A 23,701-nucleotide genomic window follows, 5' to 3' on the forward strand; every position below is an offset into this window, starting at 1 on the left:
ACGAAGAAACGCGGGGCCCCTCCGCGCCCATCCCGGTGAGGGGACGGGCCGGAGGTGACCCCGCATTGCCTTGGTGCTGGGGACCTAGAGTGCCGCGTAAACTTCGCGCAGCAGCTTGGCGGTCTCGGACGGCGTCTTGCCGACCTTGACGCCGGCAGCCTCGAGGGCTTCCTTCTTGGCCTGGGCGGTGCCCGCGGAGCCCGAGACGATGGCGCCGGCGTGGCCCATGGTCTTGCCTTCCGGGGCGGTGAAGCCAGCCACGTAGCCGACGACCGGCTTGGTGACGTGGGCCTTGATGTAGTCAGCCGCACGCTCTTCGGCGTCGCCGCCGATTTCGCCGATCATGACGATCGCCTTGGTCTCCGGGTCAGCTTCGAAGGCTTCGAGCGCGTCGATGTGGGTGGTGCCGATAACCGGGTCGCCGCCGATGCCGATGGCGGTGGAGAAGCCCAGGTCGCGCAGTTCGTACATCATCTGGTAGGTCAGGGTGCCCGACTTGGAGACGAGGCCGATGGGGCCATTGCCGGTGATGTTCGCCGGGGTGATGCCGACGAGAGCCTCGCCCGGCGTGATGATGCCGGGGCAGTTCGGCCCGATGATGCGGGTGACCTGCTTGCCATCGGCGTCGACCTTGGACTGGGCCAGGGCCCAGAACTCGGCCGAATCCTGGACCGGCACGCCTTCGGTGATGACGACGACCAGGCCGATGCCTGCCTCGATGGCCTCGACGACGGCGTCCTTGGTGAAGGCCGGCGGTACGAAGACGATGGAGACGTCAGCCCCGGTCTCGGCCATGGCTTCCTTGACGGTGCCGAAGACGGTGATCTCGTTGTCGCCGTGCAGGACGGTGGTGCCGGCCTTGCGGGCGTTCACGCCGCCCACAATGTTGGTGCCGGCCTTGAGCATGAGGGCGGTGTGCTTGGTGCCTTCGCCGCCGGTGATGCCCTGGACGATGACCTTGGAGTCCTTGTTCAGATAAATAGACATAGTCGTGTCCCTTTACTTCGCTGCGTTGGCGAGCTCGGCAGCCTTGTCGGCGCCCTCGTCCATGGTGGCGGCCAGGGTAACCAGCGGGTGGTTGGCCTCGGCCAGGATGCGGCGGCCTTCCTCGACGTTGTTGCCGTCGAGGCGGACGACCAGCGGCTTGTTGGCCGAGTGGCCCAGCTCGGCCAGTGCGCCAACGATGCCCTTGGCGACAGCGTCACAGGCGGTGATGCCGCCGAAGACGTTGACGAAGACGGACTTGACCTGCTCGTCGCCCAGGATGACGTCGAGGCCGGCCGCCATGACCTCGGCGGAAGCTCCACCGCCGATGTCCAGGAAGTTGGCGGGCTTGACGTTGCCGTGGTTCTCGCCGGCGTAGGCGACGACGTCGAGCGTGGACATAACCAGGCCTGCACCGTTACCGATGATGCCAACTTCGCCGTCGAGCTTGACGTAGTTGAGGTCCTGGGCCTTGGCCTTGGCCTCGAGCGGGTCCGCGGCGTCCTTGTCTTCAAGGGCGGAGTGCTTCGGGTGGCGGAAGTCGGCGTTCTCGTCGAGGGTGACCTTGCCGTCCAGGGCAACGATGTCCCCGGCGCCGGTCTTGACCAGCGGGTTGACCTCCACGAGGGTGGCGTCTTCCTTCTTGAAGACGTCCCAGAGCTTGAGGATGACGGCGGCGACCTTGCCGCGCAGTTCCTCAGCGAAGCCTGCGGCGGCGACGATCTCGTCGGCCTTGGCCTGGTCGATGCCGACGGCGGGATCGATGGCGACCTTGGCCAAAGCTTCCGGACGCTCGACGGCGAGCTGCTCGATTTCCATGCCGCCTTCAACCGAGCACATGGCCAGGTAGTTGCGGTTGGCCCGGTCCAGCAGGACGGAGAAGTAGTATTCTTCGGCGATGTCGGCACCCTGGGCAATCATCACCTTGTTGACGGTGTGACCCTTGATGTCCATGCCGAGGATGTTGGTGGCGTGCTCGAGCGCCTCGTCAGCGGTCTTGGCGACCTTAACGCCGCCGGCCTTGCCGCGGCCACCGACCTTAACCTGTGCCTTGACGACAGTTACGCCGCCGATCTTCTCGGCAGCTGCCTTTGCTTCTTCAGGGGTGTGCGCCACGATGCCAGCAAGCACGGGTACACCGTGCGCCTCGAACATATCGCGCGCCTGATATTCAAACAGGTCCACGGTTTAGTGTCCTTCTACGTCGAAGTAGTTTCTGTACAGCCGGACCCCGCGTATTCGCGGTTACCGGGCTGCGGAATAAACGCACCCTGCGACAAGCTTGGAAACGAGCCACACGGCGCAATGCTCCTTTTGGAACTCTAGTCCTTCGCGGGGACCAGCCCGACCCAGAGTACCGCTTATGTGAGTAAGGACACTATTCTATTGAGCGTAGAAAAACCGCTAGATTACGGGGTTTTTGAGGCTTGCGACGGCGTCGGGGAGGCCGGTTTGGAGCCCGGAAGGATCAGCTCGTAACGGTCGCGCGAAACGAAGAACGCGACCCCGGCGGACACGTTTCCGCAGGCGACACCGCCGTTGTAGGCAGAGCAGCACAGGCCGTTGCGCTCGACGTTCTTGCCGTCTTCAAGGACCGGAAGCTGGGAGATCGGGCCGTTGGGCGTGCCCTTGGGACCGAATTCCGCTTCCTGCTGTGTGACGCCGGAGCGGCATTCGCCGTAGACCGCGGCGTCCGGGGTCAGCAGGGCCGTGCCGCCCAGGTAACCGAGGCCGGTGCCGGAGCAGTCGTCGCGGATGTCCTTCGCCTCGGGTTTCGGGTAGGCGGCAAGCTCACAGTGGGCCACGGGCACCGTTGCGAACTTGCCCGTCCCGCTGCCGCCGAAGCCGTTTTCTTCATAGGGCAGGTTGACGTGGCCGCCCCGGGCCGAGGTCAGCGAGCAGACGATGTTACGGTCCGCCGTGACAAAGCTCAGGTAGTCCTGGCCGGCACTCAAGGCCGCCGGGTCCGTCAGGGGCGCCTGCTTGAGCTGCTCCAAGGCCGGCAGCGGGGCCGGCGGGACGTAATCGGGGTCCTTCTGCGTGACGCTGCACGCCGTGGCCGTCAGGGTTAGGAACGCAGCCAGGATCCCCAAAGATGTCCGTCGCATGCGCTCCATTATGCCCGGCAGCTCTATACCGGGCCGCTACATACCCGGCCACGGGCTGCGGCCGGCTGATCCGCCGGGCAGGCGCCCCGCCGGGTCACGCGTCGATCTTGGTGAGCGGGGCGTAGCGCAGCAGGAGCCGCTTCTCGCCGACGCCAAACTTCACCTTCGCCACCGTCTTGTCTCCTGCGCCTTCGACGGCCAGCACGGTGCCGTTGCCGAAGCTGGTGTGGTTGACCTTGTCCCCCACGCTGACGGCGACGATCTCCTTCTGCGGCTGGACCCGGTTCTTGGCGATGGCGGCCGGGACGTCGGCGTTGAAGCCTGCCGCGGCGTCCGCGCCGGTGCCGCGGGCGGGGCCGGCGCCCCAGAAGGATCCGCCGTAGCGGCTGGAGCCGATCGAGCCACCGCTCCCCCAGCTGCTGGCCTGGCGGGTGGACCCTTCGCGTTTCCACTCGACAAGTTCGGCCGGAATTTCTTCGATGAACTGGCTGGCCGGGTTGTACTGGCTCTGGCCCCACATGCTGCGGACCTCGGACCGGGTCAGGTACAGCCGTTTCCGGGCGCGGGTCAGGCCAACGTAGGCGAGCCGGCGTTCCTCCGCGAGCTCCTTGGGGTCCGTGGCGGAGCGCTGGTGCGGGAACAGCCCGTGTTCCATGCCGGTCAGGAAGACCACCGGAAACTCCAGGCCCTTGGCGGTGTGCAGCGTCATCAGGGTGACGACGCCCAGCCGCTTCGCTTCGGCGACGGCAGCGGCCAGTTCGTCGGCGGTTCCCGCCGGGGCGTCCGGGATCTGGTCGGCGTCGGCCACCAGGGAAACCTGCTCCAGGAACGCGCCGAGGGAGCCTTCCGGATTGTCGCGTTCATATTCGCGCACGACGGCGACCAGTTCGGCGAGGTTTTCGACCCGGGACTCGTCCTGCGGGTCGGTGCTGGAGCGCAGGGTGGCGAGGTAGCCGGTCTGTTCCAGCACGGCTTCGAGCGCGGCGGCCGCACCAGAGCCGGAGGCGACCTCGGCCAGATCGTCGAGCAGCTTCACAAAGCCCAGCACGGCGTTCACCGAGCGGGTGGCCATGCCCGGTGCTTCGTCGGCGCGGCGGGCGGCGGCCATGAAGGAGGTACGGTCGCGCTGTGCGAGCGAGGCGATGGCTCCCTCGGCCCGGTCGCCGATGCCGCGCTTGGGCTCGTTGAGGATGCGGCGGAGGTTGACGTCGTCGTCCGGGTTGACCAGCACGCGCAGGTACGCGAGGGCGTCCTTGATTTCCTTGCGCTCGTAGAAGCGGGTGCCGCCGACCACCTTGTAGGGCAGCCCGACGCGCACCAGGACATCTTCGATGGACCGGGACTGGGCGTTGGTGCGGTAGAAGATCGCGACGTCGCCGGGGCGCAGGTTTCCCTCATCCTGCAGCCGGTCGATTTCCTTGGCAATGAACTGCGCCTCGTCGTGCTCGTTCTCGCCCACGTAGCCGACGATCTTTTCGCCGTCTCCCTCGGCCGTCCAGAGCCGCTTCTCGGGCCGGTTGGGGTTCCGGGAGATTACCGAGTTGGCGGCGCTCAGGATGGTCTGGGTGGAGCGGTAGTTCTGCTCCAGCTTGATGGTGCGGGCATCCGGGTAGTCCTTTTCGAACTCCACGATGTTGCGGATGTCCGCGCCGCGGAATGCGTAGATGGACTGGTCGGAGTCGCCGACGACGGTGAGTTCCGCCGCGCCGGGGCCCTCGCCGACGATCTCGCGGACCAGGGCGTACTGGGCGTGGTTGGTGTCCTGGTATTCGTCCACGAGGACGTGCCGGAAGCGGCGCCGGTACGAGTCGGCGAGCGCCGGGAAGGCCCGGAACATGTAGACGGTCTCGGCGATCAGGTCGTCGAAGTCCATCGCGTTGGCCTGGCGGAGCCGCTGCGTGTAGCCCTTGAAGACCTCGGCGACGGCCTGCTCGAAGGGGTCGCTGTGGTTGGCGCTGGAGGAGTAGCTGTCCGCGTCGATCAGTTCGTTCTTGAGCGCGGAGATCTTGTGCTGGATGGCCTTGGGCGCGAAGCGCTTCGGGTCCAGGTCCAGGTTCTTGGCCACGAGCGTGATCAGGCGCAGCGAGTCGGCGGAGTCGTAGATGGAGAAGTTGGAGTTCAGTCCAACGTTGGCCGCCTCGCGCCGCAGGATCCGGACGCAGGAGGAGTGGAAAGTGGAGATCCACATGGTCTTGGCGCGGCCGCCGACCAGGAGCTCGATCCGCTCGCGCATCTCAGCGGCGGCCTTGTTGGTGAAGGTGATAGCCAGGATTTCGCCGTGGTGCGCCCGCTTGGTGGCAATCAGGTAGGCGATGCGGTTGCTGAGCACGCGGGTCTTCCCGGAGCCTGCGCCAGCCACGATCAGCAGTGCGCCCCCAGCATGCTTGACGGCTTCCTCCTGCTGCGGGTTCAGTCCCTGGAGCAGCTCGTCCGCGTTGGGCAGCTGGGGCCGGTCCCAGTCCTCGCCGTGCCCGTGGTGGTTTGCAGCGTTGTTTCCGCCGTTGGGCCCGAAGTTTGGCCCGCCGTCGGCACCGAAGGCAGCTGACTTCAGGCCCGGCATTCCGGTGCCGGCCCCCGGGTTTCCGGATGATTTAGCGGGCGCGCCCGGATTCGAGGCAGCTTGGAAGGGTCCGTCGGCGTAGGGGTCAAACAACATATCCATGGTGTTAACAAGTCTAGGCGGTGCCACTGACGGCACGGTCCGCGCCGCCCGGTCCACCTCCGGACATGCCCCTCTCCTGCGCCCAGCCACGACTCCGGCAGACGTTGCGCGGGTGCGCCTACCCCACGGAGCCTGACTCAAGTGCCGCCCGGAGCTGCCGCACCGCCGTCGTTCCGCCGGCGACGTGCCACTCAAGTCCGTTGACGCGGACGACGTCGGTGGCGCCGCCGGCGGCGAGCACGATCGCCTTGCCCGGCAGCCAGTCCCACTCCGGGGAGCTGTGCTGGAACCAGCAGTCCAGTTCGCCGTCGGCCACCCGGCCGAGGTCGCACGAGCCCGAACCGAACATCCGGAGCGCCGCGGCGGAGGTCGCCGCGGCGTGCCAGGGCATGGCGCACATCGGATCGGCCAGCCAGGTGGGGTGAATGTACGTGGCGGCGCCGAGCTCCGCCAGCGGCGTCTCGGCGCGGCCACGGCCGCCCGCATCGCGGGGCAGAAAACTGGTCAGCTGCTCACCGTTGAGGGTTGCCGTGCGCTCGGTGCCGCCAAGCCAGAGCTTGTCCTCCTCCGGCTGGAAAATGGCGCCGAGCAGCGGGCCTGAGGAATCCTTGAGCGCGATCGCGGAGCACCAGTAGCTGGAACCGTGCAGGAAGTTATAGGTGCCGTCCACCGGGTCGATCACCCAGGTCCGGCCGCTGCTGCCCTGCACGGAGGCGCCCTCCTCGCCGAGGATGCCGTCGTCGGGCCGGCAGCGCTGGAGCTGTTCGAGGACGTAGGCTTCGGCGGCGTGGTCCGCAGCGGTCACGACGTCGGAAACGGACGTCTTCCGCTTGCCCTCCAGGCCAGCCTGCCGCATGAGCAGGGCCAGGGTGCCGGCCTCCCGTACCAGGGCCTCGGCAAGCTGGTAATCATCCAGTTCGGGGCTGAGTTCCGCGGTGCTGTGCCGGCCGAGCCGGTGCCTGACGAGTTCGTTACTGCCTGATTCGCTCACGCGTTCAGCCTATCGGGCGCCGCGAGGTGCTGAACAGGCAGGCCGGGTGCGCGGGGACCCGGTCCGGATCCGGCCGACACGGCTCCGGCGAGGGGCGATAATGGAGCCATGGCCAAGACACCCGCCCAGCGGATCAAGAAGCACGGCGCGAGCGCGGCCGTTCCCCAGCACCATCTGCCCTCGGTGATCAATCCCAGCACCACCCGGACCCCGCAGAAGGCGCAGAGCAACAGCAACCTGATCCTGATCGCGGGCGTCGTGGCGAGCCTGTTCCTGTTCTGGTACCTGCACCTGCTGACCCTGAACCAGCTCACGCAGCTCAGCGGCGGACTCCCGATGCCCGATTCGCTTGTCGGCGGCTTCGACCGGGGCTTCGTGGAGCAGTTGCGCTCGGCCTTGGACACCGATGCCCGCGGCCAGCTCAACTACGTGCACAAGACTGCAGGGACGCTGTTTCCGCTGATCTTCGGCTTCACCTGGTTGCTGCTGATCGGCACCAACGTGGCCAGGAAACCGCTCCGTTGGGCACTATGGGCAGTGCCGCTGCTCTTTGCCGGTGTGCGGCTATGGGGCAACGCGGCCATTGACACCATGATGTCTGCGGCCACGCTCGACGGCGGTCAGGTTGCCCTGGCGTCGGCCCTCACGGTGGCCGGCTGGGTCCTGCTGGTACTGAGCCTGGTGGCTGGCGGAGCCGCAGTGTTCCTGGGCCGCAAACCCTCCGCCGGCCGGGCTGACGCGTCAGGTGCCAAACCGGCATAGGGTTCGGATTCTGCTGGAGACGTCTGCCGCACGTGCGGGGTTAGCCTCGCCGGCGGAGATGCCCACTTCTGGCCGCAGCCGATGGGCACATTCCCTGTATGTCCAAGGCTCAGCGCCGGCGAAGGGCATGCTCAGGAGGGGGAGTCAGCTCCGGTCGAAGCCTGTGACGCGAAGCAGCCAGGACCATAGCGTGTCCCGGCCCACTTCGTTCCTGAGGAAGTCCCGCGCCTGCTCGGCTCGGTGGAATGCGCCGGCAGCATCAAAATGTCCGATTGACTTGAGAAGGCACTCTCGAGCCAGCAACTTTTCTCCTGTGGCGGCGTAAGCCCTACCGAGAAGCAAACATGCCTCACCTGACCGCTGAGGCGTTACGAGGTCATCAAGGCGGCAGACATCTTCCAGAAGGTCGATGGCGGCTCGAGAATCTCCGGCCAAAAGCGTCCAGTGCGCCCGATTAAGTTTGAGGAGCATATGGTCGTTCACGGTCCCGCCAATAACATCGGTGGCCAATTCGGCCCGCTCGATACAACGGAGGGTGTCGACGTCAGCGATATTTGCCGCAAGGCGCATGGCAGCAGACGCCTTGTTGAATTTGGCCCACACGTCAAGATTCTGGGTGGGCGAAAAAGTCGCAGCCGCCAGTTCGTGGTAGTGGAGGCCGTCTTGGATTCTGTCGAAAAGGAAGGCTACATTGCCAATGACCCAATAGGACTTGCCAGCAAGCTGGTCGTCGACGTCGTCAGAAATAACCTCCGCGAGAAGTTTGCTCTCGTTCCACGCTTCGGCGAGTTTTCCGCCGTCGGCCAGTCCAGAGATCAAAGCCTGTCGGGCCTGGATGTTTATCTCGACATCCAATTCGTCGGTTGTCAGGTCCACCGCCACGAGCGCGGATTTCGTCGCTTCTTCCAGCAGGCCAGCGCCTTGCCGCGCTTTAGCCAGCAAGATGTGTGTACGTGCTCGGTCCTGCGACCCCGGGAGCGGCGCCGCTCCCGATACCAGGTCGGTGGCAAGATTCGCGCACTCTTCAAAACGCTCAGCGTCTAGGAGGTTTTCGGCTTGGAGAAACGTCATGTTCCACCAGGAAGTGGGATCTCCATCATGCAAGGCGATCTCGGCCGCCCGTTGTGCGCTGCTGGCTGCCTCGGCGAAGGCATGGTTGCTGCGATGCTCGTGCGCCCGGAGCTCAGCTTCTGCGTACGACGGCGAAACAAAGTGCATGAATCAATTATCGGTTGCCGCAGCAGTCATTTGTGACCACGGCGCGCACAGGTTCCCGAGACCAAACGCAAGAGCACCGCACGAATAGCACAGGGTTCCGCCAATCCGCACAAATCGTTATCGGACGGCGTGTTGATAACCCCCTATACTGAGCTCGTATCACATGAGTCACATCAGCCCCTCACGTATCAGGAGTCTTAAATGAAGAAAACTCTCGCCACCCTTCTCGTCGCTGGTGCCTTGGCTGCCGCGGGCCTCTCCGCTGCGTCCGCAGTCTCCGCCGACGGTGGAAACTCGGGACACAGCTCGGTCGTAGCCATTGACTGGTGGCCGAACTCCACCCCGAAGAACTAACGGCGTCAGCAACCGCAAAGGGCGGGAATCGGAGTTATCTCCGGTTCCCGCCCTTTGTTCTTGCCTGGGACGAGTTCAACCGCCGTCGTTCCTCGACAAACAACTACTGCGAAATCGAGCTGTCCTGGCTGATGAGTGTCTCGATGGCCTCGGCGGGCGCTGGCCGCCCGAAGTAGTAACCCTGGCCGCTGCCGCAGCCCAGCCGGACCAGTTCCTCAGCCTGCTCGGCGGTTTCGATTCCTTCCGCCACCGCTTTGAGCCCGCAGGCGTGGATCAAATGCAGCACGGCCTCGACAAAGCCGCCCTGCTCCTCGTCCGTTCCCAGCCCGTCGATCAGGCTCTTGTCGATCTTGACCACGTTCACCGGGAGCCGGCGCAGGTAGCTGATGGACGAATATCCCGTCCCGAAATCGTCGATTTCGAGCTGCACGCCCAGCTGCCGCAGCCCGCTCAGGGAGTACTTGTCCACGTCGCCGCCGGTGACGGCCATGGACTCGGTCAGTTCGATGATGAGGTTCGCGGCATCCACGCCCGTCTCGCGGAGGATGTCCCGGACATGCTCAATGAGCTCGAGGTTCTGCAGTTCGGTGGTGGAGATGTTGACCCGGACGGAGAACTCGCTGTCCAATGCCAGCCGGTCCTGCCAGTCCCGGAGCTGCCGGACCGCGTTGCGAAGCACCCAGTGCCCCAGCTCCACGATCATCCCGGTTTCCTCCGCCAGCGGGATGAACTGGTCCGGCATCAGGAGCCCGCGTTCGGGGTGGTTCCAGCGGACCAGCGCCTCGACGCCTTCGATCCGCCCGGTGGCGAGCTCCACAACCGGCTGGTAATGCAGGGTCAGCTGATCCTCGAGGATCGCCTCACGCATCTCCGTGACCATGAGGCTCTGCAGCCTGCGGGCATACAACAGCGCGGGTTCGAAGACCTTGATCCCGCTATGCGGCTGCGCCTTCGCCGCGTACATGGCCGTATCGGCCTCCATCACCAGATCGTCTGCGGACTGGCCCGGCTCGGCCACGCGGACGCCGATGCTGGTGCCGCAGGTGACTCGCAGGTCCCCGATCTCTAGGCTCTCGCTGAGCGCCTTGAGGATTCTGTTGGCGACCCGCCGGGCCCGCACCAGGTTGGATTTGGGAAGCATGACGGCGAATTCGTCCCCGCCCAGCCTCGCCACGGTATCGGTCACCCGGACCGCGTCCTGAAGCCGCCGGGCGATCACGCGCAGGACGTCGTCCCCCGCGCTGTGGCCAAGGGTGTCGTTGATGCCCTTGAAGGAATCAAGGTCGAGAATAAGCAGGGCCGGCGGCATCTCGCCGCGCGACGTCTCCGCCAGCGCGTGGCTGAGCACCGAGTTCAGCGCCGTCCGGTTCGCCAGCTGGGTCAGCGGATCGGTCAACGCCATCCGCTCCAGCTCAACCTGGGCCTGGCGCAGCATGGCGGTGCGGCTCTCGACCCGTTCCTCAAGCTCCTGGTAAATGGTCTGCAGGTCGTCGGCCATCAGGTTGATGCCCGCGATGACAGCCGCGACGTCGTCTCGGGCACCGGAGTGCGGGATCCGGGTACTTAGGTCGCCGCTCGCGATTCGGACAATGCCCTCGACAAGCGCATGGAGCCGGGGGTCTGGAACATCACTTTTCACTCGTATAAGGCCTTAACCACTCGAGGGCAACCGTGCGGGAAAGAAAAAACTCCGCCGGGATTGTTTCGGTTCTTGAGCGCAGGAGGTAATGCGCAATGACGCGGTCCACGGGGCTCTCCCCTACCAGCGCAAACGCCGACGCCGCAATGGAACTGGCGTAAACCTGGCGGGCTTCCACGCTGACCCCGACGACGCCGGAGATGACCAGGAGCACCGGAACCCTCTCGCCGCCGGCGAGCATGCGGACCGTCTCACCGGCCGCGCGCGCTTCCGGGCCCTCGATCTCCCGGTTCGGCGGCAGCTCGACTTCAATGATCCCGCCCTCGAGCAGCCGGACGCCAATGACCGGCTCGCCGGGCGCTTCCTCGGGGATTTGCCCCTCCGGCGCAACGGGGGCTTCGACTGTCATCGGGCAGCGACCCGACGGCCCGCGACCCGGCGTGAAGGAGCACTGTTGTGGTCGCCGAAGACAGTCGCAGCCAGGCGCGGCGCGAATAACTGTTCAGACATGTGCCCCCACAGACTTCAAGTCGGCAATTCGGCGTGCGCTGTACCCAATCTCCCGCACGAGGCACCGGAGCGTTCCGGCCAATGCCCTCATGATAGTGCAACCCTGCGCACAAATGAGGCGTAAGACACCCCTTCGACACAGAATCGCCTCGGCTGCCTAGGCTAGGCGCACTTCCCTTCGGGTCCGGGCCCGCCGCCGCCCAGCCGGCGGAGTCGGTCACGTCCTGTTGCCGCCGGCTGCGGCCACGCGCGCTCGCTTCCGGGCCACGAGCTCCTGCCGGACGCGTTGCGCGACGACCAGCCCCAGTGCCGCCATGCCGATGGTGATGGGGTACCCCATGAGCCGTTCCAGCGTGCCCGGTTCCGGAACCCGCATCCCCGTCACGCCGCCGGTGATCAGCGCGGCCAGCGAAACGGCGCCGCAGGCCAAGATGAACCAGCCCAGCGGCGTCTGCTTGCGCCACAGCCAGCCCACCACCAGGAGGGCCAGGCCGCCGGCGGCGAAGTACATGACCGCGCCGGCCACATGCCAGCCGGAACCGGCGTCCTCCGGGACCAGGCCCACGATCACCGTCCCGGCACCCGCGGTCAGGCTCAGCGAGCGGGCGGCAAACGCCGCGACCGACGGCGAGCGCCGCCCGGGCGCCACTGCCAGCCGCACTCCGGCCCGGGCCGCAATACCGATCACGGCCGAGCTCAGCAGCAGCGCCCCGACCATCATGCCGATCCCCTGCACCACGAACGACGCATTCATCAGCAGGTGCGCCGGCGAGCAAACGTCCCGGCCGGAAAACTCGCCGCAGCCAAGGGCGCCGAGGTCGCTGATGTAGCCGGTGCGGCGGCTGTACGGCTCCGGCCCCGCCCAGGCACCGATCACCGCCGCTTCGACGACGAAATACTGCAGCACGCTCAATTTCGCGAGCGCGCCCAGATAGAACCGCGTGGAAGCCACGTCCGGGAAGTAGAGGAGCTCCCGGGAAACCGTCGGGGCAGAGGCTGTCATGCCAAGAGCGTAGTACGCGTCCCCACCTTGTATGCTTGTATCCGTGCCCGGACGGGCCGGCCGACGGCCGACCGACTGCACGCCCGCCCTCGTAGCTCAGTGGATAGAGCACGGCTCTCCTAAAGCCGGTGTCGTTGGTTCGATTCCAATCGAGGGCACTTGAACTCCCAGACCCCGGGCGACGGCCCGGACTTTGCCCCGCGCGTTGACCGGAGCCGTGACCAGCACCAGGACCTCCGCGCCTACCTGCTGGGCAACTGGACCGTGGCCCGCACCATGCTGGACCGGGCCACCGGCAGCCGCGGCACTTTCACCGGCGTCGTCCGCTTCACTGAAACCGACGACGGCGGCCTCTGCTTCCGCGAAAAAGGCACCGTGCAGTGGAACCCGGCCGGCGGCACGCCGTTTCATGGTCCGGCCAGCCGCGAGTATCTCCTCAAACCATCGGCATCGCCGGAGACGATGGACATGTTCTTCCCCGACGGCCGCGCGTTCCATCGGATGGGCTTCGGCGTCCGGGACCACCGGGACCAGCACTGGTGCGATCCGGACACCTACCGGGTTGACTACACCCGACTGGGCCCGGATGAGTTCCGCTACCGCTGGGACGTCACAGGCCCGGCCAAGGACCTCCTGCTCGAATCCGTGCTCACCAGAACGGGCGTGAATCCCCGCATCGTGGTGTCCGCCGTCTGCGTTTTTGACGACGCCGGCCGGCTCCTGACGGTCCGCAAACGCGGCACCGACAAGTTCATGCATCCCGGCGGCAAACCCGAAGCCGGCGAAACCGCGGCACAGGCGGCCTCCCGCGAACTCGAGGAGGAAGTCGGCATCATCGTGGCGCCCGAAGACCTTGCGCCCTTCGGAATCTGGCTGGCCGAGGCCGCCAACGAGGCGGCCACGCAGATTGAAGCCACGGTGTTCACCGCGCCCACCCTGGGTGGCGCAGCAGGCAGCTGGACCGCGCGCCCGTCGGCCGAGATCGCCGAAATCCGCTGGCTGGACCTGGCCGCCGCGCTGCCGGACGACCTGGCGCCCCTCCTCACAGACCACGTGCTTCCCGCCCTCGGCGCGAAGCCGGAGCGGAAGGGCTAGAGTTCCGGCACCGACTCCGCCGCTACCGCGGTGGCCTCGGCGAACTGGGTCCGGTACAGCTCCGCGTAGCGTCCCTCGGCGGCGAGCAGTTCGTTGTGCGTGCCGCGCTCCACGATCCGGCCGTCCTCGACCACCAGGATGGCGTCGGCGGCGCGGATGGTGGAGAGCCGGTGGGCAATCACGACGGCGGTGCGGCCTTCGAGGGCCGCGCCGAGCGCCTCCTGCACCGCTGCCTCGTTGGTGGAGTCCAGCGCGGCCGTGGCCTCATCGAGGATCACAACGCGCGGCTGGGCGATGAGCAGGCGGGCGATGGTGAGCCGCTGCCGTTCGCCGCCCGAGAGCCGGTAGCCGCGCTCCCCCACCACGGTGTCCAGGCCGTCCGGCAGGGAGCGGATCATGTCCTCGAGCCGGGCCTGGCGCAGCACGTCCCACATCAGCTCTTCGCTGGCGCCGGGACGGGCCAGGCGCAGGTTGGAGGCGATGCTCTCGTGGAAGAGGTGACCGTCCTGCGTGACCATGCCCAGCGTCTGGCGCATCGAATCGAAGGTGAGGTCCCGGACGTCCACGGCGGTGCCGGGTTCGATGCCGCCGAAGCGGACGGCGCCGGAGTCGACGTCGTACAGCCGGGAGAGCAACTGGGCGATGGTGGACTTGCCGGCGCCCGAGGACCCGACCAGGGCCACGGTCTGCCCGGGCTCCACCCGGAAGCTGATCCCGTGCAGCACTTCCTCGCCGCCGCGGGTATCCAGTGTGGAGACGTCCTCGAGCGAGGCCAGCGACACCTTGTCAGCCGAAGGGTAGGAGAAGCGGACGTCGTCGAATTCCACCGCGAGCGGCCCGCGCGGCGATTCCACCGCGTCCGGCTTTTGCTGGATCAGCGGCTTGAGGTCCAGGATCTCGAACACGCGCTCAAAGCTGACCAGCGCGCTCATGATTTCCACCCGCGCGTTGGAGAGCGCGGTGAGCGGCGCGTAGAGGCGGGTGAGCAGCAGCGCCAGCACGACGACGTCGCCCGCGGCGAGCTGGCCGCCGAGGGCCAGCCAGCCGCCGAGTCCGTACACCAGGGCCAGGGCCAGCGCGGAGACGAGGGTCAGCGCGGTCACGAAGGTGAACTGGAGCATCGCGGTGCGGACGCCGATGTCCCGCACCCGGCCGGCGCGGAGTGCAAACTCGTGGGATTCCTCGTTCGGCCGGCCGAAGAGCTTCACCAAAGTGGCGCCGGGGGCGGAAAAACGTTCCGTCATCTGGGTGCCCATGGCGGCGTTGTGCTCGGCTGCCTCGCGGCGCAGTTCGGCCAGCTTGGAGCCCATCCGGCGGGCCGGAATGAGGAAGATCGGCAGCAGGATCATGGCCAGCACGGTCACCAGCCAGGACTTGTTCAGCATCACCACAAGGGTGAGGACCAGCGCCACCACGTTGCTGACGACGCCGGAGAGCGTGCCGGCGAAGGCCGACTGCGCGCCGATCACGTCATTGTTGAGCCGGCTGACCAGTGCCCCGGTGCGGGTCCGGGTGAAGAACGCGATGGGCATCTTCTGCACGTGGTCAAAGACCTTGGTCCGCAGGTCGACAATCACGCCCTCGCCGATGGTGGAGGACAGCCAGCGGGTGACCAGGCCCAGGCCAGCCTCGGCCACCGCCACGATGGCGATCAGCACGGCCAGCCAGATCACGGTTCCGGCGGCCGCCTTCGCGATGATCGCGTCCACCACCTGGCCGGCGAGCACCGGCGTGGCGACGGCGAGGACCGCCATCACGATGGACAGCAGCACGAAGGCGATCAGCTGGCCGCGGTGCGGGCGGGCAAAGCCGAACACGCGCTTGAGGAGCTCCTTGGAGAACGGCTTGGACCCACTGGAGGCGCGGGTGATGTTGTAAAGGGAGCTCCAGGCAACCCGGTCCATGCTCATGAGTTGGTACCTTTCGGGGCGCTCGCGCCCAGCAGTTCGGTGACGACGCCGTCGACGACGTTCCAGCGCACGTCCAGGCGCACGTTTTCCAGCAGCCGTCGGTCATGTGTAACGAGCAACAGGGCGCCGTCGTAGTTTTCGAGCGCCTCTTCGAGCTGCTCGATCGCGGGAAGATCCAAGTGGTTGGTCGGCTCGTCGAGGACCAGCAGGTTCACGCCGCGGGCCTGCAGGAGTGCCAGCGCGGCCCGGGTCCGTTCGCCGGGTGAAAGTGAATCAACGGGCCGGGAGGTGTGGTCGGCTTTGAGCCCGAACTTGGCCAGGAGGGTCCGGACCTCCGCCGGGGTTTGGTCCGTCAGCACCGCCTCGACCGCGTCCGCGAGTTTGAGGTGGCCGGCCAGCAGCCCGCGGGCCTGGTCGATTTCACCGACCGCCACGGAGGCGCCCATCGAGGCGTCCCCGGCATCGGGCCGCTGCACGCCCAGCAGCAGCCGCAGCAGGGTTGACTTGCCCGCCCCGTTGGGTCCGGTGATGCCGATCCGCTCGCCGGCGTTGAGCTGGAGGTTTACCGGCCCCAGGGTGAAGTCACCCTGCCGGGCCACAGCGTCCCGCAGCGTCGCAACGACAGCGCTGGACCTTGGTGCCGCCCCGATGCTGAACTGCAGCTGCCATTCCTTCCGGGGCTCTTCGACTTCCTCGAGCCGGGCGATCCGCGACTCCATCTGCCGGACCTTCTGGCCCTGCTTCTCCGAGGACTCGGTGTTCGCCGCCCGCCGGATCTTGTCATTGTCCGGGCTTTTCTTCATCGCATTGCGGACACCCTGCGAACTCCACTCGCGCTGCGTGCGGGCGCGGGAGACAAGGTCCGCCTTGGTGGAGGCGAACTCTTCGTAGCGTTCCCGGGCATGCCGGCGGGCGACGGCGCGTTCTTCCAGGTACGCCTCGTAGCCGCCGTCGTAAACAGCGACGGCGTTCTGGGCCAGATCCAGTTCCACCACCGTGGTCACGCAGCGGGCCAGGAACTCCCGGTCGTGCGAGACCAGGACGACGCCGCCCCGCAGGCCCTGCACGAAGGACTCCAGCTTGGCCAGGCCGCCCAGGTCAAGGTCATTGGTGGGCTCGTCCAGGAGCACGATGTCGAAGCGGCTCAGCAGCAGGGCCGCGAGCGCCACCCGGGCGGCCTGTCCGCCGGAGAGCCCGGTCATCGCGGCGTCGGGTCCCACTTCGAGGCCCAGGTCCGCGAGCACCGGCGGAATCCGCTCCTCCAGGTCCGCGGCGCCGGACGCCATCCAGCGGTCGAACGCCACCGAGTACGCGTCCTCCGAGCCCGGAGCACCGCCGCCCAGCGCCTCCGCGGTGGACTCCATGTCCGCCGTCGCCTGGCCACAACCGGTCCGCCGGGCGATGTAACCGGCCACCGTCTCGCCGTCGATCCGTTCATGCTCCTGCGGCAGCCAGCCGACGAACGCGTCCGCCGGGGCGAGGCTTACCGTGCCCTCCTGCGGCTGGTCGACGCCGGCCAAGAGCCGCAGCAGCGTGGACTTGCCGGCTCCGTTGGCGCCCACGACGCCGACGACGTCGCCCGGCGCGACGGTGAGGGAGAGTTTGGAGAAGAGGGTCCGGTGGTCGTGACCACCGGAAAGGTCCTTGGCAACAAGGGTTGCAGTCATTAGTCCATTCTCTCACCGCGGCCCAAAACGGCCTGCCGCGGGCAGCCGTCCGGGGCCGAAAAATCCGTTCGAATCCGCCCACATTCCGCCGGGCATAGAAGAACCCGCTGGTCCGGACTTGGGGGGTGTACGGACCAGCGGGTTCGAGCATCTAGCATAGTTGAATTGGGTTCCCCGGCAAAATCGCCAGCGTCTCGGACCCTCGTGAGTGAAGACGCGCAGCGGAAGCACGTGCGGACACATTGGAAGAGGAAACGCCCATGATCAGTGCCCTGCAATGGTTCGTCCTGGCTGTCTGTGCCCTGATCACCCTCCTCCGAATGCCAGCGGCGCTGCGCGGGGAAAACCGCTCACTTTTCGGCATCTTCCTGCTCGTCACGGTGGGCATGCTCCTGAGCATTCAGTGGAGCTACACACTGATCGACGGTTTCCTGGGTTCCAACAACTACGCCAACCTGCTGCTCCGGTATGTGGTTTACGCGACCGTCCTGCTGGCCGGGTACAAGATTGTCAAGGGCTTTGAAAACACCCACAGCCTCCGCTTACTCCTCGGACCCGTGGGCCTGGCGGCGCTGGCAACCATCTGTATCGCCACCGCTGTGCCGTTCCTGATGGCGAATACCGCCGGCACCTCGGTGGGACTGTCCACGCTGCCGGACCAGAGCGGCCCTAACCGCCAGCTGATCGCCCTCTATACGACGGCCGGCCGGCTCTACCCGGCATACGTAGCGGCCTGCCTCCTGCCGGCGACCATCAAGGTCCTTCGATCCCGGCTGCCGCGTCTCGTCCGCGGCGGAGCGGCACTCCTGACGACCGGATCCGCCGCCATGATCCTTCTGCCCATCAGCGACCTCCTGCCCCAGCGCCTGGCCTTCATCCAATACATCATCAGCCTGGCTGGGGTGCTCGGACTGATGGTGGGCCTGTCACTGATTTGGCTGGGAAGGGTGGCCGCGCGACGCGGTTCGCGAAACTGCCCGCCCGTGGCCGACGCGCAACCCGTGCCGGGTCGAGAGAACATCGCGGCTAAAGAATTATGATGATGTGAGGGCCGCGGCATCGCACTCCTCCCGCGGGGTCGCGGCCAAGCAGCGAACTTTGACCCAGCCCGCGCCCGACCGAACCTGCAGAAAGTCATAGATGCCCGTACCCGCCAAAGCGTTCCAACTCTGGCTTCATGGCGTTGCCCCGACCGCGAGCACGGCTGACATCTGCAGGGTCTCCGGCGTCAAGCGGACCACGCTGGCCCAGCAATTGGTGCGCGGCAAGGTAGCCGAAAGCACGGTAGTGAGCATCAGCCGGGCGCTGGGCATCAACCCTGCAGACGCCCTGGCCTCGTTTGAGAACTACGCGGATCTCACCCTGCTGGCGCAGGCTCCCACGGCGGCCGAACTCGTCAGCCAGGTCGCCACCATGGACCTGCTGCGGGCCGTCATCTCCCGCTCCGCCGATCAGGAACAAGGTGAGCGGCAGCCCCACGCCCTCAGCCCGGCGCCGCATGCCACCTCGGTCCGGAACTGGGTTGATGCCATCGACGACGGCGAACTCCGCCACCGGGTCTCCGCCGCCACCGGCGTCGCGCCACAGAACTATTCCGCCCAATTGACGGCCAACCGGCTCTCGCCCGAACTTGCCGTCGCCACCTCGCGGGCGGCCGGCGTGGGCCTCGCCGGCGGTCTTGTGGCGACAGGGCTGATCACCGAGGTTGAAGCCGGCTGGCCAACGGATGCCCGGCAGGCTGCCCTGGATGCGCTGTCCGACGGCGAACTGGTTGCCTTGGCCGGAGAGCGGCTGCAGACCCTCGGCAAGGTGCTTCGCCGCCAGGAACAGGAACGGGCGCAAACCGAGAAGATCTGGGAGAACCTGGGATGATCGCCGCGACCTTAGCGAAGCGCCTGCCGCGACCCCGGTCCGCCGGAGCAAAGCAATGATCGCGGTCCTGCAGTGGCTTGCCCTGGCGATCTGCGGGGCGGTGGCCCTCGCCCGTATCCCCGACGCGGTCGCGGGCCGCAACCGTTCGATTTTCGGCGCCTTCTTCCTCTCCGCCTGCGCGATCCTGCTCAGCATCGACGGGCCGTATCTGGCCGTCGACTCCTGGCTCGGGGGTGCCAACTACGCCAACCTGATTTTGAGGTTCCTTACCTACGGGGCAGTGGCCTTGGCCGGCTACCGGACGGCGAAAGCGTTCGATGACGGGAAGGGTGTCCGCCGTGTCTCAGGGCCGTTCGGGCTCGCCGTGCTCGGCGCTATCGCGGTGGCCACCGCCGTCTGCTTCGTCTTGGCTGACACCGAAGGCTCCTCCACCGGACTCAACGGACTTCCCCTGCGGAGCGCCGCGAATGCCGAACTGATCGGGCTGTATGGGACGGCCGGAAGGGTCTACCCCGCGTTCGTCGCGGCCTGCCTGCTGCCGGCCACGGTTCGTGCCGTGAGCCGCCGCTTGCCCGCCGCGCTCCGGGTCGGAGCCGCGCTCTTGTCCCTGGGATGCGCGGCGCTGATTGCCGCCGCCGTGTTTCCCTTCGTCGTGCCGGGCACAAGCGGTGTGCAGGCAAAGATCAACTTCACCGCGGTAATCGGCCTGAGCCTCGGACTGACGGTGATCTGGCTGTCGCGGGTGGCGGCCAGTCGCCGCCGGCCGGGGACGGCGGCGGGAAAGATTCCAGGCCCCGGGGGAACCTCGACGGGGCCCTCGACGACGGCCCCGCGATAGCCGCGACGTAGCCAAGGGAGAGCACGCAAGGGCCCCGACGCCAGGGACAGCACAGCCAGAATGAATAGGAGGTGGACATGCTCCAATGGGGCACGCTGATCATCTGCAGCCTGGTTCTGTTGCTGCGTCTGCCGGATGCCCTGCGCGGACGTAACAGGGCTGTTTTCGGGATCCTGTTCCTGGCCACCTTGTGCAGCCTGCTCAGCATCGAGGGACCCTACGCCGCGATCGATGGTGCGCTGGGAGGCTTTAACCTCACCAATCTGGCCCTGCGCTTCATCGTGTTCGGGATGGTATTCCTGGTGGGGCAGCGGCTGGCCAAGGGGCTGGGGGCTACCCGCGCCAGGGACCTGATCACCGGCCGCGCCGGCCGCTGGGGCATGGCAGCCGCCTGCCTGGCGGTGGCGGTGACGTTCCTCCTGATGGACACCCGGGGGTCATCGGCCGGGCTCCAGGATCTGACGGACAGCGGCCGAAACGCGCTCCTTGCCCCGCTCTACGCGGCGGCCGGACGCAGCTATCCGGCCTTTGTTTCACTTGTCCTGCTGCCTCCCTTGCTGGCGACCATCAGGGCGGCGCTGCCACGGCTGGTCCGGGCCGGTGCCGTCGTTACCCTGGTGGGGGCGGCGGCCGCGGTCTTAAGCATCCCGGCCTCCTTTACGCCGGAGGCTTGGTTCGGGGCCCGGCTAGTCGTAAACTACGCAGCGGTCCTCGGCTACGTTCTGGGGTTGCTCATGTTCTGGTTTTCCGGGCAAATCTCCCGGCCGCCGGATAACGCTCCTGCAACGTTCCGTAAAAAGTAGCCCCACTCGTTCACAAAATCATTAGAGCGTGAGAGAATCATAAATGTGTGAAAACGCCAGCCGGCTTCGTGAATGGGGATTCAGTTCTTACGGGGCCAGGTGAAACGTCCAAGCGCCATTGGGGGGATGAGTGGTAGCGGTCCGTAAGGACCGCTCCCACTCAGCCTGTTTAAGCGGCGTGTTTAACCGGCCAATGCGGCTGCGCAGGCCGCCGCTTCATCTCCTCCTGCACCATCAGCCTGGCACCATCAGCGCCGGAACCTCAGGGTGAGCAGCTGGAAGGGCCGAAGCGTGAGCTCGGCAGCCCCGTCCCGGACCGTCACGCCGGGAGCGTCCACCACGCGTTCCAACAGGTCCACCGCTTGGACATTCGTGGCTCCGAAATTCGCCGACACCACTCCGAAGGAGCGCTGACCGAGGGACTCGTAGAGGCGGACAACCACGTCGCCTGAACCGTCCTCCGCCAGCTTGACCGCCTCGACCACGATGGCGGGATTGGAGACCGTGAACAGCGGCTCCACGCCGTGCCCTCCCCTAACCACGCGCGGGGCGAGGTTGGTGCGGTAGCCCTCCTCGACTGCGTCGGCGATGCTGGCGCCGGGCCGGACGGTGACGGTGAGTTCATGCGGGCCGCGGTCCGCGTTCGGGTCCGGGAACTTGGGTGCCCGCAGCAGCGAGACCCGGACGGTGGTGGTGGTGCCGCCGTCGTCCTGGCGGATATTGCGGGTGACGTCGTGGCCGTAGCTGGCGGCATTCGAGACCGCCACGCCGTAGCCGGGCTCGGCCACATGGATCCAGCGGTGCGCACAGATTTCGAACTTTGCGGCCTCCCACGAGGTATTGAGGTGGGTAGGCCGGAACACGTGGCCGAATTGCGTCTCCGCGGCGGATCGGTCGGCCCGGACGTCGAAGGCGAAGCCGAGCTTGAGCAGCTTCTCGCGTTCCTGCCAGTCCACCGCCGTGGAGATCTCCAGCGACGCCGAGCCCGGCTCCAGCCGGATCCGCTGGGTCACGGCGGAGGTCCCGGCCAGCCGCTCCACCACGACGACGGCGGCACCGCCGTCGCGTTCCAGCGCTACGGAGCGGGCCTCGGTCAGCGCCGTGACGTTGCGGCGATAAAACGCGTCGATGTCCCAGGCATCCCATTCGTTCGGGGTGTCCCGGTGCAGTTCCAGCAGGTTGCCAAACTCCCCCGGCGCGATCGCTTCGCGCCCGGCGGCGTAGTCCCGCAGCGAGACCAGCAGGCCGTCGGCGTTCACCGCGGCGCGGATGATTCCGTTATCCAGCAGGTAGCCGCCCTGGGCCTCCGCCGACTCCACTGGGGCGGCCGCAGGCGCTGGCGTGGCTGCGCCGAGCGCCGGGACGCCCTCGCGCGGATGAGGGGCGGCGTTGAGCAGGAACTCCTGCTCGCCCTCCCCCAGCACGGCGCCGGCCGCGGCTGCGATGATCGCTTCCAGCTGGCGGGCGACGGCGTCGTAGTTCCGCTCCGCGTCCTGATGCACCCAGGCGATCGAACTGCCGGGCAGGATGTCGTGGAACTGCTGCAGCAGGACCAGCCGCCAGAGCCGCTTGAGCTCGGCTGCCGGGTAGTCCGCGCCGGTCCGGACCGCCGCGGTGGCGCACCAGAGCTCCGCCTCCCGGAGGAGGTGCTCGCTGCGCCGGTTTCCCCGCTTGGTGTTTGCCTGGCTGGTGTACGTGCCGCGGTGGAGTTCCAGGTACATCTCGCCCACCCAGACCGGGAGTGCCTGGTATTCCGCCTCGGCGCCGGCGAAGAACTCCGCGGCCGAGCCGAGCCGGACCTTGGGCGACCCCTCCAGGTCCGCGTTGCGCCGCGCAGCCGCCAGCATTTCCCGGGTGGGGCCGCCGCCGCCGTCGCCGTAGCCAAACGGGAGCAGCGACATCGTGCCGCGGCCGTGGTCCCGGTAGTTGCGCTCGGCGTGCGCCAGCTCCCGGGCGCTGATTTCGGAGCTGTAGGTGTCCACCGGCGGGAAGTGCGTGAACAGCCGGGTACCGTCGATCCCTTCCCAGTGGAAGGTATGGTGCGGCATCCGGTTGACCTGGTTCCAGGAAATCTTCTGCGTCAGGAACCACTTGCTGCCGGCGGCCTTGACGATCTGCGGCATTGCTGCGGAATAACCGAAGGTGTCCGGCAGCCAGGCTTCCTGGCATTCGACGTCGAACTCCGCGAGGAAGAAGCTCTTGCCCTCCAGGAACTGGCGCGCCATGGCTTCGCCGCCGGGCATGTTGCTGTCCGATTCGACCCACATCCCGCCCACCGGGACGAATTGGCCGGTCTTGACCTTTTCCCGGATGCGCGCGAAGAGCTCCGGGTAGTACTCCTTCATCCAGGCCAGCTGCTGCGCCGAGGAGCAGGAAAAGACGAATTCAGGATCCTCGTCCATCAGCGCAACGACGTTGGAGAAGGTCCGCGCGCACTTGCGGATGGTTTCCCGGACGGGCCACAGCCATGCGGAGTCGATGTGCGCGTGGCCGGTGGCGACCAGCTGGTGGGCGGAGGCGTAGGCCGGTCGGGCCAGCACTTCGGCGAGGGCGGCGCGGCCGGCGGCGGCGGTTCCGGGGACGTCGTCCGGATCCATGACGTCCAGCATCCGCTCCAGTGCCCGGAGGATCTCGTGCCTTCGGGGCAACTCCATGGGCAATTCGTGCATGAGGCCGCGGAGCGCATCGATGTCCTGCTGCAACTCCCAGACCGCCTGGTTGAGCTCGGCGATCACGATCGGGCCCAGCCGGTACTGTGCCTCGGAGCCGGCGGTGGCCTTGTCCCCGTAGGGGGTGGCCGCGAAGGTCCAGCCCTGCGACAGGTCGGGATTCGCCGCTGCCTCGACGTAGAAGTCCACGCTCATGCCGCTGCCGAGCAGCTTCAGGGGGATGTACTGGTTCCGGGGCGAGATCGCCTTGATCACCGACCCGTCGGCGCGCCAGGCAGTGCCCTCGCACTGGAATCCGGGCAGATCACTGTTGAAGCCCAGATCGACCAGGATTTCGACGGCGGTATCCGCGCCGCTGCCCCAGGAATCGGGGACATCACCCTGGAGGCGGAGCCACTTGGTGCTCCACGGCTGCCCCCACGGCGCCCCCTGCTCCTGCGGGCCGAATGTCTGCCGCAGCGCCTCTTGCACGGTGACTGGTTCACCGGGAGCGTCCCAGCTGCTCAAGGTGAGCGGGACGCGGCGCGGGTACACGGCCGGGATGACGCGTTCGCGTAGAAAGCGGTCCAGCCGGACTTCCGTGAGACGGCGGTCGTCGTGCAATGTGATCCTCTTA

19 protein-coding genes, 1 tRNA gene and 1 pseudogene are annotated in these 23,701 nt (G+C 67.0%); 9 read left to right on the forward strand and 12 right to left on the reverse strand.

Annotated features, from left to right (window positions below):
- Window positions 1–84: 84 nt before the first annotated feature.
- From sucD to AC1DNC_RS15165, 5 genes are all read right to left on the reverse strand, one after another.
- On the reverse strand, window positions 85–987 hold the full coding sequence (gene sucD / locus AC1DNC_RS15145; protein WP_476863353.1) for a succinate--CoA ligase subunit alpha: 903 nt from the start codon (window positions 985–987) through the stop codon (window positions 85–87).
- A 12-nt stretch (window positions 988–999) separates the two neighbouring features.
- On the reverse strand, window positions 1,000–2,169 hold the full coding sequence (gene sucC / locus AC1DNC_RS15150) for an ADP-forming succinate--CoA ligase subunit beta (RefSeq protein ID WP_476863354.1): 1,170 nt from the start codon (window positions 2,167–2,169) through the stop codon (window positions 1,000–1,002).
- Window positions 2,170–2,393: 224 nt separating this feature from the next.
- Window positions 2,394–3,101: a hypothetical protein gene (locus AC1DNC_RS15155; protein ID WP_476863355.1), complete on the reverse strand. Its 708-nt coding sequence runs from the start codon at window positions 3,099–3,101 to the stop codon at window positions 2,394–2,396.
- An 85-nt stretch (window positions 3,102–3,186) separates the two neighbouring features.
- Window positions 3,187–5,748, reverse strand: coding sequence for a DNA helicase PcrA (pcrA, locus tag AC1DNC_RS15160; protein WP_476863403.1), 2,562 nt, complete (start codon window positions 5,746–5,748; stop codon window positions 3,187–3,189).
- 124 nt (window positions 5,749–5,872) lie between these two features.
- Window positions 5,873–6,745, reverse strand: coding sequence for an inositol monophosphatase family protein (locus tag AC1DNC_RS15165; RefSeq protein WP_476863356.1), 873 nt, complete (start codon window positions 6,743–6,745; stop codon window positions 5,873–5,875).
- A gap of 108 nt (window positions 6,746–6,853) precedes the next feature.
- On the opposite strand from AC1DNC_RS15165, the gene AC1DNC_RS15170 reads away from it, so the two are divergent.
- Window positions 6,854–7,507, forward strand: coding sequence for a hypothetical protein (locus tag AC1DNC_RS15170; RefSeq protein WP_476863357.1), 654 nt, complete (start codon window positions 6,854–6,856; stop codon window positions 7,505–7,507).
- A 144-nt stretch (window positions 7,508–7,651) separates the two neighbouring features.
- Here the strand turns inward: AC1DNC_RS15170 and AC1DNC_RS15175 are convergent, their stop codons facing one another.
- Complete coding sequence (locus tag AC1DNC_RS15175) at window positions 7,652–8,725, reverse strand: hypothetical protein (protein ID WP_476863358.1); 1,074 nt, start codon at window positions 8,723–8,725, stop codon at window positions 7,652–7,654.
- A gap of 201 nt (window positions 8,726–8,926) precedes the next feature.
- Between AC1DNC_RS15175 and AC1DNC_RS15180 the strand changes: the two genes are divergently transcribed.
- Window positions 8,927–9,079 (forward strand): hypothetical protein, encoded by a 153-nt coding sequence (locus tag AC1DNC_RS15180; RefSeq protein WP_476863359.1) that lies wholly within the window; start codon window positions 8,927–8,929, stop codon window positions 9,077–9,079.
- 103 nt (window positions 9,080–9,182) lie between these two features.
- Here AC1DNC_RS15180 and AC1DNC_RS15185 read toward each other — a convergent pair whose 3' ends face one another.
- From AC1DNC_RS15185 to AC1DNC_RS15195, 3 genes are all read right to left on the reverse strand, one after another.
- Window positions 9,183–10,718: a putative bifunctional diguanylate cyclase/phosphodiesterase gene (locus AC1DNC_RS15185; RefSeq protein ID WP_476863360.1), complete on the reverse strand. Its 1,536-nt coding sequence runs from the start codon at window positions 10,716–10,718 to the stop codon at window positions 9,183–9,185.
- Complete coding sequence (locus tag AC1DNC_RS15190; RefSeq protein ID WP_476863361.1) at window positions 10,708–11,127, reverse strand: DUF7793 family protein; 420 nt, start codon at window positions 11,125–11,127, stop codon at window positions 10,708–10,710. Before AC1DNC_RS15190 ends, AC1DNC_RS15185 begins: the two co-directional genes overlap by 11 nt.
- Window positions 11,128–11,445: 318 nt before the next feature.
- Window positions 11,446–12,231 carry a DUF998 domain-containing protein gene (locus tag AC1DNC_RS15195; protein ID WP_476863362.1) on the reverse strand — a complete coding sequence of 262 codons (786 nt, stop codon included), beginning with the start codon at window positions 12,229–12,231 and terminating at the stop codon, window positions 11,446–11,448.
- An 85-nt stretch (window positions 12,232–12,316) separates the two neighbouring features.
- On the opposite strand from AC1DNC_RS15195, the gene AC1DNC_RS15200 reads away from it, so the two are divergent.
- From AC1DNC_RS15200 to AC1DNC_RS15210, 3 genes and pseudogenes are all read left to right on the forward strand, one after another.
- Window positions 12,317–12,389 (forward strand) — tRNA-Arg (locus AC1DNC_RS15200).
- An 88-nt stretch (window positions 12,390–12,477) separates the two neighbouring features.
- Window positions 12,478–12,888, forward strand: a pseudogene (locus AC1DNC_RS15205) (DUF6314 family protein); the annotation flags it as partial.
- A 6-nt stretch (window positions 12,889–12,894) separates the two neighbouring features.
- Window positions 12,895–13,326, forward strand: a complete 432-nt coding sequence (locus AC1DNC_RS15210; RefSeq protein ID WP_476863404.1) for an NUDIX hydrolase — start codon at window positions 12,895–12,897, stop codon at window positions 13,324–13,326.
- On the opposite strand, the gene AC1DNC_RS15215 is transcribed toward AC1DNC_RS15210, so the two are convergent.
- Entirely contained in the window at window positions 13,323–15,236 is a 1,914-nt protein-coding gene (locus AC1DNC_RS15215) for an ABC transporter ATP-binding protein (protein ID WP_476863363.1), read from the reverse strand. The two genes, AC1DNC_RS15210 and AC1DNC_RS15215, sit on opposite strands and share 4 nt — an antisense overlap.
- Window positions 15,233–16,903, reverse strand: coding sequence for an ABC-F family ATP-binding cassette domain-containing protein (locus tag AC1DNC_RS15220; protein ID WP_476863364.1), 1,671 nt, complete (start codon window positions 16,901–16,903; stop codon window positions 15,233–15,235). Before AC1DNC_RS15220 ends, AC1DNC_RS15215 begins: the two co-directional genes overlap by 4 nt.
- Before the next feature lie 260 nt (window positions 16,904–17,163).
- Between AC1DNC_RS15220 and AC1DNC_RS15225 the strand changes: the two genes are divergently transcribed.
- The 4 genes from AC1DNC_RS15225 to AC1DNC_RS15240 all read left to right on the forward strand — a co-directional run bounded on the left by AC1DNC_RS15225 (window position 17,164) and on the right by AC1DNC_RS15240 (window position 20,416).
- Entirely contained in the window at window positions 17,164–17,943 is a 780-nt protein-coding gene (locus tag AC1DNC_RS15225) for a hypothetical protein (RefSeq protein ID WP_476863365.1), read from the forward strand.
- Window positions 17,944–18,043: 100 nt separating this feature from the next.
- Entirely contained in the window at window positions 18,044–18,775 is a 732-nt protein-coding gene (locus AC1DNC_RS15230) for a hypothetical protein (RefSeq protein WP_476863366.1), read from the forward strand.
- A gap of 55 nt (window positions 18,776–18,830) precedes the next feature.
- A complete protein-coding gene (locus AC1DNC_RS15235) occupies window positions 18,831–19,613 on the forward strand; it encodes a hypothetical protein (protein ID WP_476863367.1) in 783 nt (260 codons plus the stop codon).
- Between the two features lie 77 nt (window positions 19,614–19,690).
- The gene (locus AC1DNC_RS15240) at window positions 19,691–20,416 is read left to right on the forward strand and encodes a hypothetical protein (RefSeq protein WP_476863368.1); all 726 of its coding nucleotides are present in this window, start codon (window positions 19,691–19,693) and stop codon (window positions 20,414–20,416) included.
- 248 nt (window positions 20,417–20,664) lie between these two features.
- Here the strand turns inward: AC1DNC_RS15240 and AC1DNC_RS15245 are convergent, their stop codons facing one another.
- Complete coding sequence (locus AC1DNC_RS15245; RefSeq protein ID WP_476863369.1) at window positions 20,665–23,688, reverse strand: alpha-mannosidase; 3,024 nt, start codon at window positions 23,686–23,688, stop codon at window positions 20,665–20,667.
- Window positions 23,689–23,701: the final 13 nt, after the last annotated feature.

It is taken from the genome of Arthrobacter sp. 01N442, assembly GCF_056399345.1.

Coding starts and splice junctions, on each gene's coding strand:
- AC1DNC_RS15180 (WP_476863359.1), top strand. CDS start 8,927: ATGAAGAAAACTCTCGCCACCCTTCTCGTCGCTGGTGCCTTGGCTGCC.
- sucD (WP_476863353.1), bottom strand. CDS start 987: ATGTCTATTTATCTGAACAAGGACTCCAAGGTCATCGTCCAGGGCATC.
- AC1DNC_RS15175 (WP_476863358.1), bottom strand. CDS start 8,725: ATGCACTTTGTTTCGCCGTCGTACGCAGAAGCTGAGCTCCGGGCGCAC.
- AC1DNC_RS15170 (WP_476863357.1), top strand. CDS start 6,854: ATGGCCAAGACACCCGCCCAGCGGATCAAGAAGCACGGCGCGAGCGCG.
- AC1DNC_RS15220 (WP_476863364.1), bottom strand. CDS start 16,903: ATGACTGCAACCCTTGTTGCCAAGGACCTTTCCGGTGGTCACGACCAC.
- AC1DNC_RS15190 (WP_476863361.1), bottom strand. CDS start 11,127: ATGACAGTCGAAGCCCCCGTTGCGCCGGAGGGGCAAATCCCCGAGGAA.
- AC1DNC_RS15225 (WP_476863365.1), top strand. CDS start 17,164: ATGATCAGTGCCCTGCAATGGTTCGTCCTGGCTGTCTGTGCCCTGATC.
- AC1DNC_RS15195 (WP_476863362.1), bottom strand. CDS start 12,231: ATGACAGCCTCTGCCCCGACGGTTTCCCGGGAGCTCCTCTACTTCCCG.
- AC1DNC_RS15235 (WP_476863367.1), top strand. CDS start 18,831: ATGATCGCGGTCCTGCAGTGGCTTGCCCTGGCGATCTGCGGGGCGGTG.
- AC1DNC_RS15155 (WP_476863355.1), bottom strand. CDS start 3,101: ATGGAGCGCATGCGACGGACATCTTTGGGGATCCTGGCTGCGTTCCTA.
- AC1DNC_RS15230 (WP_476863366.1), top strand. CDS start 18,044: ATGCCCGTACCCGCCAAAGCGTTCCAACTCTGGCTTCATGGCGTTGCC.
- pcrA (WP_476863403.1), bottom strand. CDS start 5,748: ATGTTGTTTGACCCCTACGCCGACGGACCCTTCCAAGCTGCCTCGAAT.
- AC1DNC_RS15215 (WP_476863363.1), bottom strand. CDS start 15,236: ATGAGCATGGACCGGGTTGCCTGGAGCTCCCTTTACAACATCACCCGC.
- AC1DNC_RS15240 (WP_476863368.1), top strand. CDS start 19,691: ATGCTCCAATGGGGCACGCTGATCATCTGCAGCCTGGTTCTGTTGCTG.